Raw genomic sequence first — 15,326 nt, 5'->3', positions numbered from 1 at the left:
GCGACGAGGACGCTTTGTTCGATCATGCGGGCGCCTCTGTCGTGCGTGAAAGTCATTCAGCGCCAGGGCGGATGTCATAGTATTTTTTGAACCAGGCGACGGTCTTGCCGATCCCGACGTCGATCGGCGTCGCCGGCTGAAAGCCCACCGCGGCCTCGAGCGCCGAGACATCGGCGCAGGTGCGGTCGACGTCGCCCGGCTGCTTGGGCCGCATGACCTTGATCGCGGAGCGTCCGACCGCCTTCTCGATCTCTCCGATGAAGTCGAGCAGCTCCACCGGCCGAGAATTGCCGATATTGTAAACCCGCCAGGGAGCCGAGGAGGAGGACGGATCCGGATCGTCGCTCGACCATTCCGGATCGGGCTCGGCGATCTTGTCGACAGTCCGAATCACGCCCTCGACGATGTCGTCGATATAGGTGAAGTCGCGCGCATGATCGCCATTGTTGAAGACGTCGATGGGCTCGCCGGCGATGATCTTGCGCGTGAAGATCAGCGGCGACATGTCCGGGCGCCCCCAGGGGCCGTAAACGGTGAAGAAGCGGAGGCCCGTCGTCGGCAGACGATAGAGATGGCTGTAGCTGTGCGCCATCAGCTCATTGGCCTTTTTCGTCGCCGCATAGAGGCTCACCGGATGGTCGACCGACTGCCGGACGCTGAACGGCGTCCTCGTATTCGCGCCATACACCGAGCTGGATGACGCATAGGTGAGATGCGGGACCTCGCCATGGCGGCATCCCTCGAGAATATTGCCGAAGCCCACCAGATTGGAGTCGACGTAAGCGGCGGGATTCTCCAGCGAGTAGCGCACGCCCGCTTGAGCGCCGAGATGGCAGACGCGATCGAATCGGTTCGTCGCGAACAGCTCCTTTATAGCCGCGCGGTCGGCAAAATCGAGTTTCAGAAAGCGGAAGTTCGGGTAGGGCGTCAGCAGCTCGAGGCGAGAGAGCTTGAGCGACGTGTCATAATAGTCGTTGATATTGTCGATCCCGACGACCTCGTCGCCCCGTTCCAGCAGAAATGCTGCGCAATGGAATCCTATGAAGCCGGCCACTCCCGTCACCAGAACTTTCATCCGCCCTCTCCGTCGCCGACCGCGCCTCGGGGCCCGGTCATATCCGCATGCGCGCTCGGTCGAATGTCTCGGTCGAGTCTTGCGGTCGAGCAGCGCGTCACGACGGACGGCCTCGGTGCGGAGAATTATATCAGGTGCCCCCTCATGACCAAACACCTCGAGAGATAGAGACGCGCCGTCGGCGTCGGCGTCGGCGTCGGTGAAATCGCGGCGCCGGGGGCCGACGACCCGACCCGTCCGACTCTCCGGAGCATTCGGCAGGCTTGCGGGGAGTCGGGGAAATCTGTAATCGTGACAAGCATCGGGCTGCGTTCTGCAAATGCGGCCGCAGTGGACCGCGGGTGTTGAAGCGCGCATGAAGCGGCGTTCATGCCCGCCCGCGACAGCGGAACGGATATGGGCGCCCCGGGTTTAGAAGCGGAACTCGTCAAGCGCGCAAAGACCGCCAGAGGCAAAGACTGGTCCGCCGCCGCCCAAGCCGCCGCCGAGCTGAGACGATGCTTCGTCGCATCGCGCGCCGGATATGAGATCGGCGCGGTCGCCCTGCGTGAATTGAGACGCTTCGATGAGGCGATGGCGGTCTTGGCCGAGGCCGAGGAACGATTTTCGGGCCAGCCTTGGCTGTTGATCGAAAGGGCCGCGATCACCCAGGCCGTCGGCGATTTCGTCACCGCGATGCAATTGGCTCGCGACGCGCGAGCGCAATTTCCCGACCAGGGCAAAGCTTACCGGGTCGAGCTTTCGGCGGCGCGATCGCTGCGGCGATTCGAGGAGGCCGACGCGATCGCTGCAGAGGCGGCCAGTCGGTTCCCGGATCGAGCCTGGCCGCTGCTCGAGCGGACGAGCAACGCGCAAGCGCGCGGAAATGCGGAAGAGACATTGCGGCTGGCGGCCGAGCTGCGCAGCCGTTTTCCCGAAGACCGCGGCGGCTATGAAATCGGATCGAAAATCGCTCGGTCGCTGCTTCTCTTGGACGAGGCGGAGTCCATACTCGACGCGGCTGCCGTGCGATTTTCCGAGCCGCGGTGGATAGCGATCGAGCGGGCATGGATCGCGCATGCGAGCGGCGATTGGGAACGAACGCGCAAGCTCGCCTCCGAACTGCGGACTCGTTTTCCGAAAAAGGACGTCGGCTATCGCATCGGCGTCGCGGCCGCGCGCGCCTTGCGCAAGCTCGACGAGGCGGATCTGATCGCCGGCGCGGCCCTCTCCCAATTCGCGAACGACTCCTGGCCACTGTCTCTGCTGGCGTCCAACGCCAGGGCGCGCGGGGATGTCGACGCGGCGCTGAGCATAGCGGCGGAGCTGCGCGCCCGGTTTCCCGCCGAGGAGACCGGCTATCAGCTCGCCGTGAGCTGTTTGCGCAACCGCAATCGTCTGAGCGAGGCGCAGAGGCTGCTCGAGGACGCGTCGCGACGGTTTTCACGGTCGCGCTGGTTGCTGCGGGACTCGACCGAGATCCTGAGCTTGACTGAGAATCGAGCGAAAGCGGCGCGCTCGATCGACGCGCTGCGGAACGCGGATTGGAAGCTGACGGCGACGGAAGACGGCGCGGACAAACGTGTCGCCATTGTCCTCGGCATGCATCGGGGCGGAACGTCGCTCTGCGCCAAAATCGTCGGCCGATTGGGGTTTTCACTCGGCGGACCATTGCTGCACGCGGGATTGTACAATCAAGACGGCTATTATGAGCACGCCGAAATCAATCGCCTGCATGAGACGCTGCTCGCTGAGCTCGGCGCGAGCTGGGACAGTTCATGGAGCGTGCGCGAGGCTCTGGACGCTGGTTCTCTCGGCGCGGAAGCGAATGCGACCATAGGGCGCTTGAAAGCGACCGTCGCCGCGCAGCTTCGCGACAATGGCGGGAGATGGGCGTTCAAGGACCCCCGCTCGGCGTCTTTGCTGCCCATATGGCTTCGATTGCTCGCCGAGCTCGATATATCGCCGCTCTGGGTGCTCGCCGTGCGTGATCCGCGCGCGGTCGCGGCCTCCCTTCACGCGCGCAATAGTCTGCCTCTGGAAATGGGCGAGCTGTTGTGGGTCGAGCATTATCTGAATGCTCTACGACATCTCGGGCCACAGATTGCTGCGGTCGTTCATTACGAAAGGTGGTTTTCGTCGCCGCGAGAGCAGATCGCGGAGATCGCGCGCGCATTCGGCGTCTCGCCGGCCGCGGTGACAGATATCGTCGAAAGCTCGGTCATCGGCGAGCTGCGCCATAACAAGCCGGACGAAAGAGAGCCGATCCTAGCGGTCACCCGCGAGGTCTATGGTTGGCTACGCGCGCCCGCGCTCGATTTGAAGAAGCTTCAGCACGAGGCGAGGATGCGTTGGCGCGCCTTGGAAAGGCTGGGGCGCGCCGACGCGTCATGATCCGTGCGGTCTTCTGTGTTTCGCTCACCCGAACCATGCGGCGGGTGAGCGCGCGCCCGTGCGGAGAGCGCTCATCTCGTCACGAGACCGGCGCCATCTCGACAGGCTCGACGACCGCATCCGCTTCGACCGCATCGCTCGACGCTGGCGCCGCATCCGCGGCCGACGGGACCAGAGGCGCGACCACTGAACGATAGTCGTTGAGCATCTCCGCATATGTCGTCAGCTTCCAGAACGAAGACGCGGCGTTCTCCGACATTTCGGCGAGGAGCCTCGGATCGGCGACCAGACGTTCGATGGCCTGTCGCCATGCGATCATGTCCTCGAAAGGAAAGATCATGCCGTTCTCGCCGTTGACCACCTGCTCGAGAACGCCGAAGACGGGCGTCGATATGACGGGCAAGCCGAACAGCAAGGCTTCCATGGTCGAACGTGGATAACTCTCCTGCGACGAGTTCATCAGGAAGAGATCGCTCGCGCGATAATAGAGACCGATGTCGGGCGTCGTCGAAACGATGAGCAGCTTCTTTCTTATTTCAGGCGGCAGAGCGTCATATTCGGCTCGGAAGCGGTCCAGGCCGCCGCCTTCCGTCGCGCCGACGAACATGATCGTCAAGCGTTCACGGATATGGCTCGGCAATGTTTGATACCATCTCGCGAGCTCGAGCTGCCCCTTGCGTTCATTGATCGTGCCGACGCAGACGGCGAGGAGGTCGGCCTCGATGCCGAGACGCTGCCGAGCCTCGGCCTTGTCGAGAGCGAGCGCGGCCTCGAACGGAGCGACATTGACGCCGTTTTTGATCAACCGAATGTCCGGCGTCATGGGTTGGTCCGCCCAATATCGCATCGTGTTCGCCGAGACGAAGACGACGCTGCGGGCGCACAGCAACGCGCGCTCCGCGGCCTCTTGCACAGGCGGCAGATAATAGTTGAAGCGATTGGCTTTTTCGAAGCTTTCGCGAATGATGATCGACGCGGGGATGTCCTCTTCATCCGCGAAAGTGACGAATGGCGCGGATTTGATGGTGTTCGCCACGACATAGTCGATCTGGTTGTCGCGCAGAAAGGATATGAAGTCGCGGCGCACGGCCTCGAAGCTCTGATTCAGCACCCGCATGGGCGGCCGGGCCTCGTCGGTGAATGTGTGCAGAGCGACCTCCGCTTCGGCGTAGGAGCTTGCGAGGTCGCCCGGCGCCGCGCAATAGACGAAAGGCTCGATATTCGCGTGGTCACGCAGGCCGACGGCCAGCTCGAATAGGCTTTTGGGAGCGCCCTCGCCGTAGTTGAGATTGTGCGTCACATAAGCGACCCGGCGGCGCTCGGCGCGGCCTGTGTCGTGGACCCGGTTCAGGAACAGCTGCAGATAGGCTCCGCGAACGGCGGCGTTTCCATGCTCGGCCTCGATGGCCGCCTGCACCTTCTGGAGATATTGTCGACGCTCGTCGGGATTTTCCAGACGGCGCGCCGCCACATCGAGCTCTTCCTCATTGGAGACGATCGCCCATTCGCAGCCGGCCCGACGCAGAAGCTGCGCCGACGGCCTCGAGCTCGACACGACAGTGGGCACGCCATGCGCCACGGCGGTGATGAAACGGTTCGGACTCTTGGTCTTCTCCTCTTCCGCATGTGAGACGACGCAGATCGAGGCGGCCTGGAGCTCTCCGAGAAATGTGTCGATGGACCAGTCGACGACATGCGGCGCATGTTCGGGCATGCGCGAGAAATAGCTCTTGCGCGACACGATCCGAGGCTCATAGCCCAGCCGCGTCGTCAGGGAGTCGAGGAGCCAGCGCGCCGAATCGAAGTTTCCGCGCTGCGGAGAGCCGAACCAGATCACGCGCTTCGGCTCGACGGGCGAAGCGTCCCGGAAGCCGCGGCTATAGTCGATCATCTCCGGAACGAGATAGACGGGCTTGCGAGGGAAGCGCCGGGCGAGCTCGGCTTTCAGCTCGACGGTGGGCGCGATGACGACATTGGCGCGGGCGATCAGCTCGTTGAAACGTTCCAGCGAATTGACCTCGCCGGACGGCGTCTTGAACACTTTCGGATTCTCGAAATAGCGGTCGCATACGTCGTAGACCACGAATATTCGCGGATTCTCGGACAAAGCGGCGTAGAGCGGGTCCTCGGCCGACTGCACCACCAGCGCGACATCGACATCGGTCGAGCCTTCGCTGGAAATGGCGAGCGGGGTCGGCGCCTGCTCGAGCAAAGCGGCCGGAAAGTCGCTGCGCAAGCGAGAGGAAGCGAAAGCGGGCGTCGGCTTCCAGAAAGGAAAGAAGCCGACGCGCGGAGAGGGCTGCGCTCCGCCGCGGACCAGCGCGTCGCGGAACACGGCCTCGTAACGCTCTGCGATCTTGCCGATGTCGTGATGCTCGAGCGCGAAGCGCCGCGCATTGTCGCGGACCCGCTCCGCGAGATCGGCATGATCGCGCAGAGCGAGGATGGCCTCTGCGATCTCGGCGACGTCCCTCGATCGGATGAAGGCGTCGACGCCGTCCTGGAGAAGCTCGCCGTGGAAGCCCGCCGAGGCGGTCGTGATGACCGGAACTCCCATGGCGAGCGCTTCCATGATGACGTTCGACGACCCCTCTCGCCCCGGCGCGACAGGATGCAGCAGCACGTCGATCTTCGAGTAGAAATCCTCGATCATGCGATCATGCGGGATCTGATCGGGGCCCTTGTGCGTGCGCAGCAGCGCGACGCCGGCTCGTTCCGCCGCGGCGATAGCGATGTCGATGCCTTTCACGTCTCGTTCGGCGTTCGACTTCGCGCTCGCCGCGACGCCCGCCGTGAAGGGGCGATCCGCTTCGCGCGCCGCCGGCTTCCAGAGGTCGAGATCGAGCCCGTTGGGGATCAGAACCGCATTGGGGTGGACTTCCGACACGCGACGCAGCAGGGAAGGACTGAGCGCGATCACCGCCTCGAAGGGCGCGAGGCCCTTTCGCAGGCGCTCGGGATCATCGCCATAGAGACGATCGATCGGCCGGGCGCCGCCGATGCGGATGATCTTGCGATGTCCGGGAACGGCGAAGCGCTCGGCGACGATCACATCGAAATAGAGCACGATATCGGCTGCGGCGGAGCCGCTGACGGCATGACTCCATCGGGGCATGTTCTCGATGAAGCGCTTGGCGTTGTTGCCATAGGCCCATTGAATATTGTCCGGCGGGCCGATGACCCAATTGACGCTCGGCAGCGCAACGTCCCGCCGGCTCTGGCGCTCGGAGGAGGCGAGCGGCGCCTTTTTCCACTGCGGCCTCGTCTCTGTCGAAAGCGTGGATTCGCCTCGGCCGGAGCGTTTGCGCAATGCATGCGCCAGCGCGCTCTCCTTCGCGAGATCGAGATCGGGATTCTCGGCGAGATAGGATTTGGTGCTGAAGGAAAGATTCGGGTCGAGACCGAGCTTGCCGCCCACATGCAGATAATGCGCGAGGGGTATCCAATTCTCGGCCGCCACGCCGGGATTGACGGCTCGGTACCAAGCAGAGGAAAACAACGGATTGGGGTTCAAGCCATCGTCGCTGCCCTGCTCGATGAAATGCGCCAGAGGATTGGTCCCGGGCTCGATCTGCTCCTTGTAGGTCCGCACATAATAGGCCGGATCGAACAGCGGATTCGGCCAACGCCCGCGCTGCGCGCCGGTCTCCATATAATCGTGAACGCCGATCCGTCCCTCGCGAAAGGTCTTGGGATAGGTTTCGCCGTACCATTTGCTGTCGAACAGCGGGTGCGGGTCGAGGCCGCATTCGAAGGCGAATTTCTGGAAGAAGATCATGCAGTCGACGAGGCCCTTGCGCTGATAGCGCCGGGCGAACCAAGCCGGATCGAACAGCGGATGCGCGACATATTCGCGCTTCACGCCTTCGCGCAAGAAATGCACGAATGGCGGCTCTGCGCTCTTTGTCGACATATATCGCTCGCGATACCATTCGGCGTCGAACAAGGGGTGAGGGAACAGGCGCTCGGCCACTCCCCTCTCGAGATAATGCGCGGCCGGAGACAAGCCCGATTTGTCCCGGGACATATACATTTTCGCGTACCACGCCTCGTCGAAGAGCGGCGAGGCGACCAGCAAGGCCTCTTCCGGACTCGCGCCGGAACGCTTTTTCGCCGACGATCGGACGTCCGCCGCTCTCGTCGACAATCCCGCCCGCTCCATCAAGCCGAAGTCGGCGGCGAGCGCGTTGACGATCGGCGCGAGCTGCGCGATTCGCTCGTGAAGGCCGCTGGCGGCCCCGAGCGCCCTCTTGGCGTCCTGCGCCTGGCCGCGCAGCAACTCCAGCTCGCTGGCGGTTCGACGCGCCGCGGCCTCGGCGTCGGCCGCTTGCTTTCCCCAGACGCCTCCGTCCTCGGGAAGATCGATGCTCACGCGCCGCGCCGCCAGCACCTCTCGAGAGGTCTCGCAGCGCACATCCAGCAGATGGCGACGACCGTCGCGATGGCGCGGCTTCAACTTGCCGCGCGCAAAGAACGTTTTATCTGTGAGCTGAACCTCCAATTTGCAGCTTTCGCGACCATCGACGAATGCGATCAGCGAAGGCGCCTCCACGGCGCCGTCGAGGGTTCCTGCTGCCTGGACGAGCGAATCGAAGAGGCTCAGGCTGGCGACGGTCACGGGAAGCGTCCGCGGCCGCATGAGCCCCTTTGCGATCGTCAGCGCTCGCGGCTCGGCGAGCAAGAGATCGAAGGCGCCCTCGGGCGCCGCGCCGGCAATCTCGAATTGCTTCGCCGAATAACCCGCGTTCTGGCGCAGGCTCGTCAACATGGCCAGGGAGACTCTCGCGGGAAGCTGCTCGCGCTCTTCGTGCGTCAGAACGGGGTCGGCGAAGAACAGAAAACTGTCGATCGTAGCCGAGACGATCGTGGGATCGCGTCGGGATTTCACGACGCTGATCGAAAGCCAGCATGCGTCCGCGGGCGTCACGAACGGAATGCGCAGCTCCGAATAGAACGCGCGGTCCGTTCCGCCTTTCATCTGGCGATCCACGGATTTCGTGTGAAAACTCGAGATGCCGCCGAATTTGTCGAGGATGGAGATCTGCACCTCGCCGGCGCATCGATGCGCCGACATCAGCAAGGAGAACACATAGTTCCGCATCGGCTCGATCGGCACGTGACGGCCGGTCGCCGGATCGAAGAACCGCGCCGTGACGGAAGGCTCCTCGCTCTCGGCGTCGATGACGCGAATATAAAATGTGTCCTCTCCCTCGATCGACCATTGCGGGCGGAAATTGACGCCGAGAACCCGTTTTCGACTGCGGCTCGACGAGCCTCCAGCTCGGACGCGCGTCGGAGGTCCGCAACAGGTTGAGATGCGCCGGCCCTTCGACGTCGCCGGCTCCGCCTCGCGCGTTTGCCGCCGGCGTCGCAAATCGCGAAGCGCGGCGTCGCAGAAGAACTCGACCCGACGATGAGAGATGGTTCCGTCTGCAGAAACGCGAATGTCGCTGAAATCGAAGTGATCGGGATCATGAGCCCGCGCAGCGGCTTCCCTCGCCAGAGACTCGCCGTCGATGGCGTCGGGGCTCGCTTCGTCGAGCTTGCCGGCCGCCTCGGAGGAGAGCCGATCGCCGACAAGCGCCGGAGGGGTCACGATTCGCGTGGTCTCTTCGAGCTTTCGCAGCCGTGGGTGAGAGATCAGCAAAGGAGCGTCGAGCGTTTCGACATGCGCGCAGAGAGCGAAGCTGTCTCCCGTCACACCGCCCGCGACGCCGAAACGGAATGGCCCCGCGAGCTCCGGCGATGTGGACGACGCCTGCCAGATACGCGTGACGAGATTGTATTTCGCGCTTCCCGCGATGGTGGAGACGAGGCCGATCCAAGCCGGAGGCTGGCTCGCCGGCTCCCAGCTCGAGACGTTCAGCTCTAGCCAGGCCGTTGTCTCGGGCGAGATCGAAGCAAGAATCGCCTGAAAATCGGGCAGTTGCCACAATATCCTGAAATAGGATTTGCGATCTCGAGATACAGGAGTCAGCACAGACCCCCGCTTTTCGTTACTTTGATTTCCGAGCGGGCTGAGCGAGATTGTATTTTTTTCTATTCTATCACGAAACCAAAAACTGGCGACTCGACCACCAAGGAATGCGAACCCGCTTCTTTCACGACGCCCTCTCTGCCTTGTTGTTCTCGCCAAACTACCAGATCTTGCACAAGAGTCGAACTGCAAGCTCGTCGAGCTTCCCCTGATCAAATTTCATCACGCAAAAAAATGCTATCAGAGTCAACCCATTCGACCGGCTTTTCGATCTTGAAAAGAAGCGGCCTCGAGTCTGGGCGGCCGCTGGTCGCAGTGGAAATTGCTCGATCGGCCTCCAGCAGGTGAGTCGACTCGACGCCGCCCCCTGATCGGACAAAGGGGCGCAAAACGAAATCGGTGATTGCTCCGTTTTGTGGCCTCGCCGCCGACCGAGCTCGACGAATGATATCCGGACCGGTCGAATCGTATTGTGATCGTCATCGCCGCGATCCTGCAACGCGGCGATGAGATCGAGGGCGCCGGCGGCTATCTCTGCGTCCTGACTGAAAAGGCGAGGGGGGTTTTGACGGAGGAGGGCGAGACGATCGAGTCTCGCCACTACGGCCTTGGCGCGCGACAAGCGCTCGCGGAAAAGCTCGACGCATTCGGACGCCTTCAGCATATCGATCTGCGCGTCCGCACCCTGATCTTCGCGTCGAAACCGAATCGGGGGCAATTCATCGCCGGGATCCGGCGCGCGGCCGGGCGCGCTGCGAAGGATCTCCGACAAACCGGAGCCGTTCGCATTTCCAGCGCGCCGCTTCAGGAAGTCGGCCGTCGTCTCGACAACGCCGATTTTCTGGGCGACGGCCGTCGCGATCCATTGATTCAGCGAAGCGCCCTCCTGCTTCGCGAGTCTGGCCGCTTCCTTTTTGAGGGAGGTCGGCGGCGATTTCTTTTTTCGGCCGAGAGTTAGGCTTGTGCGGGCGTCGTTTCGTTATGTAGTATGGCTATATAGAATATCATCGCCTGTCGCCGGGACCGAGCAGTCCGGCATAGGTTGGAGCCTCGAGTCATGACCTTTCGATTTGCCTGCCTTCTGTTCGCGCTCGCGCTGGCTTGCAGTCGGGCGCTCGCCGCAGAGACGCGGGAGATCGTCGACATGGCGGGACGAAAACTCGTCATTCCGGCCCATCCTGCACGCATTTACGGTGCGGCGCCGCCCGTGACCCTCACGCTCTACGCTTTGGCGCCGGAACTGCTCATCGGCCTCAATGTGCCGTTCCGCGGGGACGAGAGGCCACTCCTGCGCAACGAGGCCGCTGAGCTGCCCGTGATCGGCAGTCAGGCCGGCATGGGCCGCGAGCTCAATCTCGAGGAGGTGGCGAGCCGACGTCCCGACCTCGTCATCGCCTGGCTCGGACATTTCATGGAGATCGACAAGGCCGAGCGCAGCTTCGCCCGGATCGGCGCGCCGGTCGTCTTTCTGAAGCTCGAAACGCTCGACGACTATTCGAAAGCCTTCGTCTTTCTCGGCGAGATCCTCGGGCGCGAGCAGAAGGCGAGCGAACTCGCACGCTACATCGACGATGCGCTGGCGCGCGTGCGCGCGGCGACCGCGAGCATTCCGCCGGAGCAGCGCATAAGGGTCTATTACGCCGAAACCGCGGACGGCCTCGCCACCGATTGCGACAAAGGATTCCACGCCGAGGCGATCGCGCTCGCCGCCGGCGACAATGTCTATCATTGCACGCAATCGACTCATTTCGGCCAGGACAGAATCGGCCTCGAGCAGATCGTCGCGCTGCGGCCGCAGATCATCGTCGCCCAGAACAAGGGCTTCGGCGACATCGCCAAGACCAATTCGCAATGGCGCAATGTCGAGGCGGTGAAGCAAGGGCGCATCGTCTTCGTCCCGCACGCGCCCTTCAATTGGATCGATCGGCCGCCCAGCTACATGCGCGCGCTCGGCGTGCAATGGCTCGCCAATCTGTTCTATCCGAAGCGCTATCCGCTCGATCTCGTCGCGGAGACGAAGTCCTTCTATCGCCTGTTTCTCGGCGTCGACCCGAGCGACGCGGATGTCGCGCGGATCTTGGAGTGAGCGGCCATTTCGACCCGCCTCCTCCTTCTCCCGATCGCGCTCGTCGCCGTCGTTCTCATCGCTCTGTCGGTCGGCCGCTATCCTCTGGCGCCGACGGATGTCGTCACCTTCTTTTGCGCGCGCGTCGGCCTCGCGGAGCTCGCCCCCGAACGTCTCGACCTCTTGCATAATCTCATCGTCGAGATCCGACTGCCGCGCGTGCTGGCGGCCGGCCTCATCGGGGCGGCGCTCGCGACCTCGGGCGCTTCGTTTCAGGCGGTGTTTCGCAATCCGCTCGTCTCGCCCGGGATTCTCGGCGTTCTCGGCGGCGCCGGATTCGGCGCGGCGCTCGGCATTCTCGTCTCCGGCAATCTGCTCGTGGTGCAGGCCTCAGCCTTTCTCATGGGGATCGTCGCGGTGGGCGTCGGCGTCGTCATCGCCAATCTGTTCGGCTCGGCGTCGATGGTGACGCTGGTGCTCGGCGGCATGATCTCCGGGGCCCTGTTTACCTCGGCTCTGTCGATCGTCAAATATGTCGCCGACCCTTACGAGCAGCTGCCGGCGATCGTCTATTGGCTGATGGGCAGCCTCGGCGGCGTCGAGCTTCGCCATGTCGAGAGCGCGGCCGGACCAATCCTCGCGGCGGTCGCGGCGATGACGCTCGCGGGCCGCGCGCTCGACGCGCTCTCGATGGGCGACGACGAGGCGCGCTCGCTCGGCGTGCCGGTCGAGGCGACGCGCTATGGCGTGATCGCCGCTGCGACGCTGGCCTCGTCCCTCTGCGTGTCGCTGGCCGGGATGATCGGCTGGGTCGGGCTCGTCGTGCCGCATGTGGCGCGCCTCGCCATCGGACCGACCAACAGCCGGCTCCTGCCGGCGAGCGCGATGCTCGGGGCGATCTTCCTCATCGTGGCGGATTGCGTCGCGCGCAACATCGCCCATGCGGAGATCCCGATCGGCGTCGTCACCGAGCTGCTCGGCGTTCCGGCCTTCGTGCTCGTGCTCGGACGCGCGCGGAGGGCATGGCTGTGAAGCGCCGTCTTCCGCAACCCGAGAGCCGATCATGAGGCCGCCTCACTCGGTCGCGCGTATAGACGGCGTCGATCTGCATTTCTCGCGTGGCGCACGCAGCGTGCTCGGCGGCGTCACGCTCGGCTTCGGCACGGGCGAGATCGTCGCTCTGCTCGGCGCCAATGGCTCCGGAAAGAGCACTTTGTTTCGCCTGTTGCTGGGCTTTCTCGCGCCACGGCGCGGCGAGGTGCGGCTCGACGGAGCGCCGCTTTCGACGCTCTCGCAGCGTGACATCGCCAAGCGCATCGCTTATGTGCCGCAAGGCCATATCACGCCTTTTCCCTATAGCGTGCGGGAGGTCGTCACGCTCGGGCGCCTGCCGCAGACCGGCCTCGTGCGCGCGCCGGACGCCGAGGACCGCCGCATCGTCGAAACGGTCGTCGCACGCCTCGGCATCGAGCGGCTGATCGACCGGCCCTATACGGAAATCTCCGGCGGCGAGCGTCAGCTCACGCTGATCGCCCGCGCGCTGGCGCAAGGCGCGCGGCTTCTCGTCATGGACGAGCCGGCGACGGGTCTCGATTACGGCTATCAGATCCGCCTCATGCGGCATTTGTCCGATCTCGTCGCCGACGGTCACGGCGTGCTCGTCAGCACGCATCATCCCGAGCACGCGATGCAGGTCGCGACGCGCGTCGCCATACTTCAAGACGGCCTCATACAGGCCGACGGCGCGCCCCACGAGACGGTGACGCCGGAGCGCATGCGGCGCATCTACGGCGTCGAGGTCGAAATGTTCGACGATCCGTTCGGCGCGCGGCGCCTCGCGCCGATCGTCGAGCGGCGGAGGGACCCGCTATGACGAAAATCTATCTCGGCTTCGACGACACCGACGTCGTCGGCGCGAAGATCGGCACGGGACGGCTGGTGCGCATGTTCGAGCGCAAGCTCCCGGATGGCGCGCGGCTCTGGGGAGCGCTTCGCCATCAATTGCTCATCGATCCGCGCATTCCTTTCACCTCGCACAATAGTCCGGCCTGCGCCGTGGTGGAGGTCGCGGACGAGGCCCTGGTTCCCGAGCTGGTCGCGCGCGCCGTCGCCCATATAGCGGAGCTCGCGAGCGACGGCTCGGACCCCGGCCTCTGCGTCGCGCGGGAGACGGATGACCTCTCCGAGATCGTCGAATTCGGCCTGTCCTGCACCTATGAGATCGAGACGCAGGAGCGCGCGCGGGCGGTCGCGGCGCGGGCAGGCGTGCGCCTTCTCGGCCTCGGCGGAACCAATGACGGAATCATCGGCGCATTGGCGGCGGTCGGCCTCACCGCCTATGGCTGGTCGGGCCGCTTCCTCGAATATGGCCGGTTGCGGCGTCTCGCAGATCCGATCTCCGTCGCGGCGCTCGCCGAAGCCGGCATAGAGTCCGTCGCGATCGATCGCGAGGCGTGCGCGCTCGCTCCCGACGCGCTCGTCAGCACCGGCGGCTGGCTGTCGCCGCGTCTGTGGAACGGTCGCGCGGTCGCGCCGGTCGAGAGGGTGAACGGGCGTCTCGTCGCTATCGGCAAGCGGCCGCGCGATGCGGAGGTCGCGGACTGATGCGCGTTCTCATCGGGATCGACGACACCGACGACGCGATATCGGATTCGAGCACCTCGCTGCTGGCGTGCGAATTGGGCGCGTCGCTCGCGGATGCGGCGCAATTCATCGGCTGCGTCGAACATCGTCTCCATGGCGGCGTGAGCGCAACGACGAACAATCAGGCCTCCTGTCTCGTCCTCGATTGCGAGAGGGACGCGCTCGATCGCCTGTTCGAGCGCGTCGTCGCCGGCGTCGAAGCGCGGGCCGCTCCGTCGAGCGCGCCAGGCGTCGTTCTCGCCTGCGACGACGCGGGCGATCTCATCGGCTTCGGCCGCGAGGCGAGCCGGCGTGAAATCGGCGCGGACGAAACAGCCGCCATCCTCGCCCATCGTCGCATCGCCGGCTTCGGCTCGCGCCGCGGACTCGTCGGCGCCGCAGCCGCCGTCGGACTCACGACGCGCGGATGGTCGGGACGCTGGGTCGGCTTCGCCGGCCTGCGCGAAGCCGCCTGCGTCATGCAGGTCCGCGAGCTGAGTGCGCTCGGCGTCGCGCTCGTGTCGCTGGAGACCGATGCGGAAGCGCCGGGGCCGAATGATCGCGTGATGCACGGCTGGTCCGAGCCGCTGCTCGTCGGGCGACGCGCGGTTCTGCCGCTTCGGCGCGTCGGCGTCGGACTTTGGGCGGCGGTGAGCGCGAACAAAGATCGCCCAGAATTACATCGCGACTGACGCCGAAGATTGCGTCTATTTGCCCTGATATTGCCCTTTGGAGCAACAAGGGACCGAGCATTCGCGGCGAGCTCAGCCAGCACGGCGACAGCATCGGCGCGGTCGAGGGGCTGCCGCTCTCGGGCGTGACTCCTGGACCAAGGCGTTCGTCTCCGGCTCCTGGACCGACGCCGACAAATGGCGCGGACTCGGCAAGGGCCGCGCAGGGCAAGTCCGGCTTCGCCCTCTACATTGACACCAAGCCTTTCGACAATCTCGAAGCGAAGTTATACGCCGCCAAGAGCAGCGGATTCGGGCGAGGCGTGATAATGACAGTAATTGTCATTTCTGAATAAGTATTTACTCGTCGACCGCCTCCAGCTCGGCATGATTCCCGATATTTTCTGAACTTTTTTCTTCGTGTCCGCGATCCCAGGATCGTCTAGCAATTGAAGAGGCTGCATGTCGACGGCTGGTTGTCGGAGGCTGCTACAGAATTTTTCAGTTATTCAGGGGCGTAGCATGACTTCGTATTCGGGCGCA

9 protein-coding genes are annotated in these 15,326 nt (G+C 64.2%); 7 read left to right on the top strand and 2 right to left on the bottom strand.

Annotated features, from left to right (window positions below; genetic code table 11):
* Positions 1-52: 52 nt before the first annotated feature.
* Positions 53-1,075, bottom strand: a complete 1,023-nt coding sequence (locus CQW49_RS09710; RefSeq protein ID WP_003610550.1) for an NAD-dependent epimerase — start codon at positions 1,073-1,075, stop codon at positions 53-55.
* A gap of 369 nt (positions 1,076-1,444) precedes the next feature.
* Between CQW49_RS09710 and CQW49_RS09705 the strand changes: the two genes are divergently transcribed.
* Positions 1,445-3,448: a hypothetical protein gene (locus CQW49_RS09705; protein WP_155931283.1), complete on the top strand. Its 2,004-nt coding sequence runs from the start codon at positions 1,445-1,447 to the stop codon at positions 3,446-3,448.
* Between the two features lie 79 nt (positions 3,449-3,527).
* Here the strand turns inward: CQW49_RS09705 and CQW49_RS09700 are convergent, their stop codons facing one another.
* Positions 3,528-9,428 carry a glycosyltransferase gene (locus CQW49_RS09700; protein ID WP_157926081.1) on the bottom strand — a complete coding sequence of 1,967 codons (5,901 nt, stop codon included), beginning with the start codon at positions 9,426-9,428 and terminating at the stop codon, positions 3,528-3,530.
* 469 nt (positions 9,429-9,897) lie between these two features.
* On the opposite strand from CQW49_RS09700, the gene CQW49_RS24535 reads away from it, so the two are divergent.
* The 6 genes from CQW49_RS24535 (at position 9,898) to CQW49_RS09670 (ending at position 14,804) form a co-directional block, all read left to right on the top strand.
* The gene (locus CQW49_RS24535) at positions 9,898-10,383 is read left to right on the top strand and encodes a hypothetical protein (RefSeq protein WP_024749800.1); all 486 of its coding nucleotides are present in this window, start codon (positions 9,898-9,900) and stop codon (positions 10,381-10,383) included.
* Between the two features lie 99 nt (positions 10,384-10,482).
* The gene (locus CQW49_RS09690) at positions 10,483-11,511 is read left to right on the top strand and encodes an ABC transporter substrate-binding protein (protein ID WP_003610547.1); all 1,029 of its coding nucleotides are present in this window, start codon (positions 10,483-10,485) and stop codon (positions 11,509-11,511) included.
* Positions 11,512-11,517: 6 nt separating this feature from the next.
* Positions 11,518-12,522, top strand: a complete 1,005-nt coding sequence (locus tag CQW49_RS09685) for a FecCD family ABC transporter permease (RefSeq protein WP_040566485.1) — start codon at positions 11,518-11,520, stop codon at positions 12,520-12,522.
* A 31-nt stretch (positions 12,523-12,553) separates the two neighbouring features.
* On the top strand, positions 12,554-13,363 hold the full coding sequence (locus tag CQW49_RS09680; protein WP_003610545.1) for an ABC transporter ATP-binding protein: 810 nt from the start codon (positions 12,554-12,556) through the stop codon (positions 13,361-13,363).
* Positions 13,360-14,094 (top strand): hypothetical protein, encoded by a 735-nt coding sequence (locus CQW49_RS09675; protein ID WP_003610544.1) that lies wholly within the window; start codon positions 13,360-13,362, stop codon positions 14,092-14,094. The genes CQW49_RS09680 and CQW49_RS09675 overlap by 4 nt, the downstream gene beginning before the upstream one ends.
* Positions 14,094-14,804, top strand: a complete 711-nt coding sequence (locus CQW49_RS09670) for a hypothetical protein (RefSeq protein WP_003610541.1) — start codon at positions 14,094-14,096, stop codon at positions 14,802-14,804. Before CQW49_RS09675 ends, CQW49_RS09670 begins: the two co-directional genes overlap by 1 nt.
* The last annotated feature ends 522 nt before the right edge of the window (positions 14,805-15,326 follow it).

This window comes from Methylosinus trichosporium OB3b (assembly GCF_002752655.1).
In the GTDB taxonomy this organism is placed as follows: Bacteria; Pseudomonadota; Alphaproteobacteria; order Rhizobiales; family Beijerinckiaceae; genus Methylosinus; species Methylosinus trichosporium.
This window is presented reverse-complemented; position numbering and strand designations above follow the sequence as displayed.

Coding starts and splice junctions, on each gene's coding strand:
- CQW49_RS09710 (WP_003610550.1), bottom strand. CDS start 1,075: ATGAAAGTTCTGGTGACGGGAGTGGCCGGCTTCATAGGATTCCATTGC.
- CQW49_RS09705 (WP_155931283.1), top strand. CDS start 1,445: ATGCCCGCCCGCGACAGCGGAACGGATATGGGCGCCCCGGGTTTAGAA.
- CQW49_RS09690 (WP_003610547.1), top strand. CDS start 10,483: ATGACCTTTCGATTTGCCTGCCTTCTGTTCGCGCTCGCGCTGGCTTGC.
- CQW49_RS09680 (WP_003610545.1), top strand. CDS start 12,554: ATGAGGCCGCCTCACTCGGTCGCGCGTATAGACGGCGTCGATCTGCAT.
- CQW49_RS09675 (WP_003610544.1), top strand. CDS start 13,360: ATGACGAAAATCTATCTCGGCTTCGACGACACCGACGTCGTCGGCGCG.
- CQW49_RS09670 (WP_003610541.1), top strand. CDS start 14,094: ATGCGCGTTCTCATCGGGATCGACGACACCGACGACGCGATATCGGAT.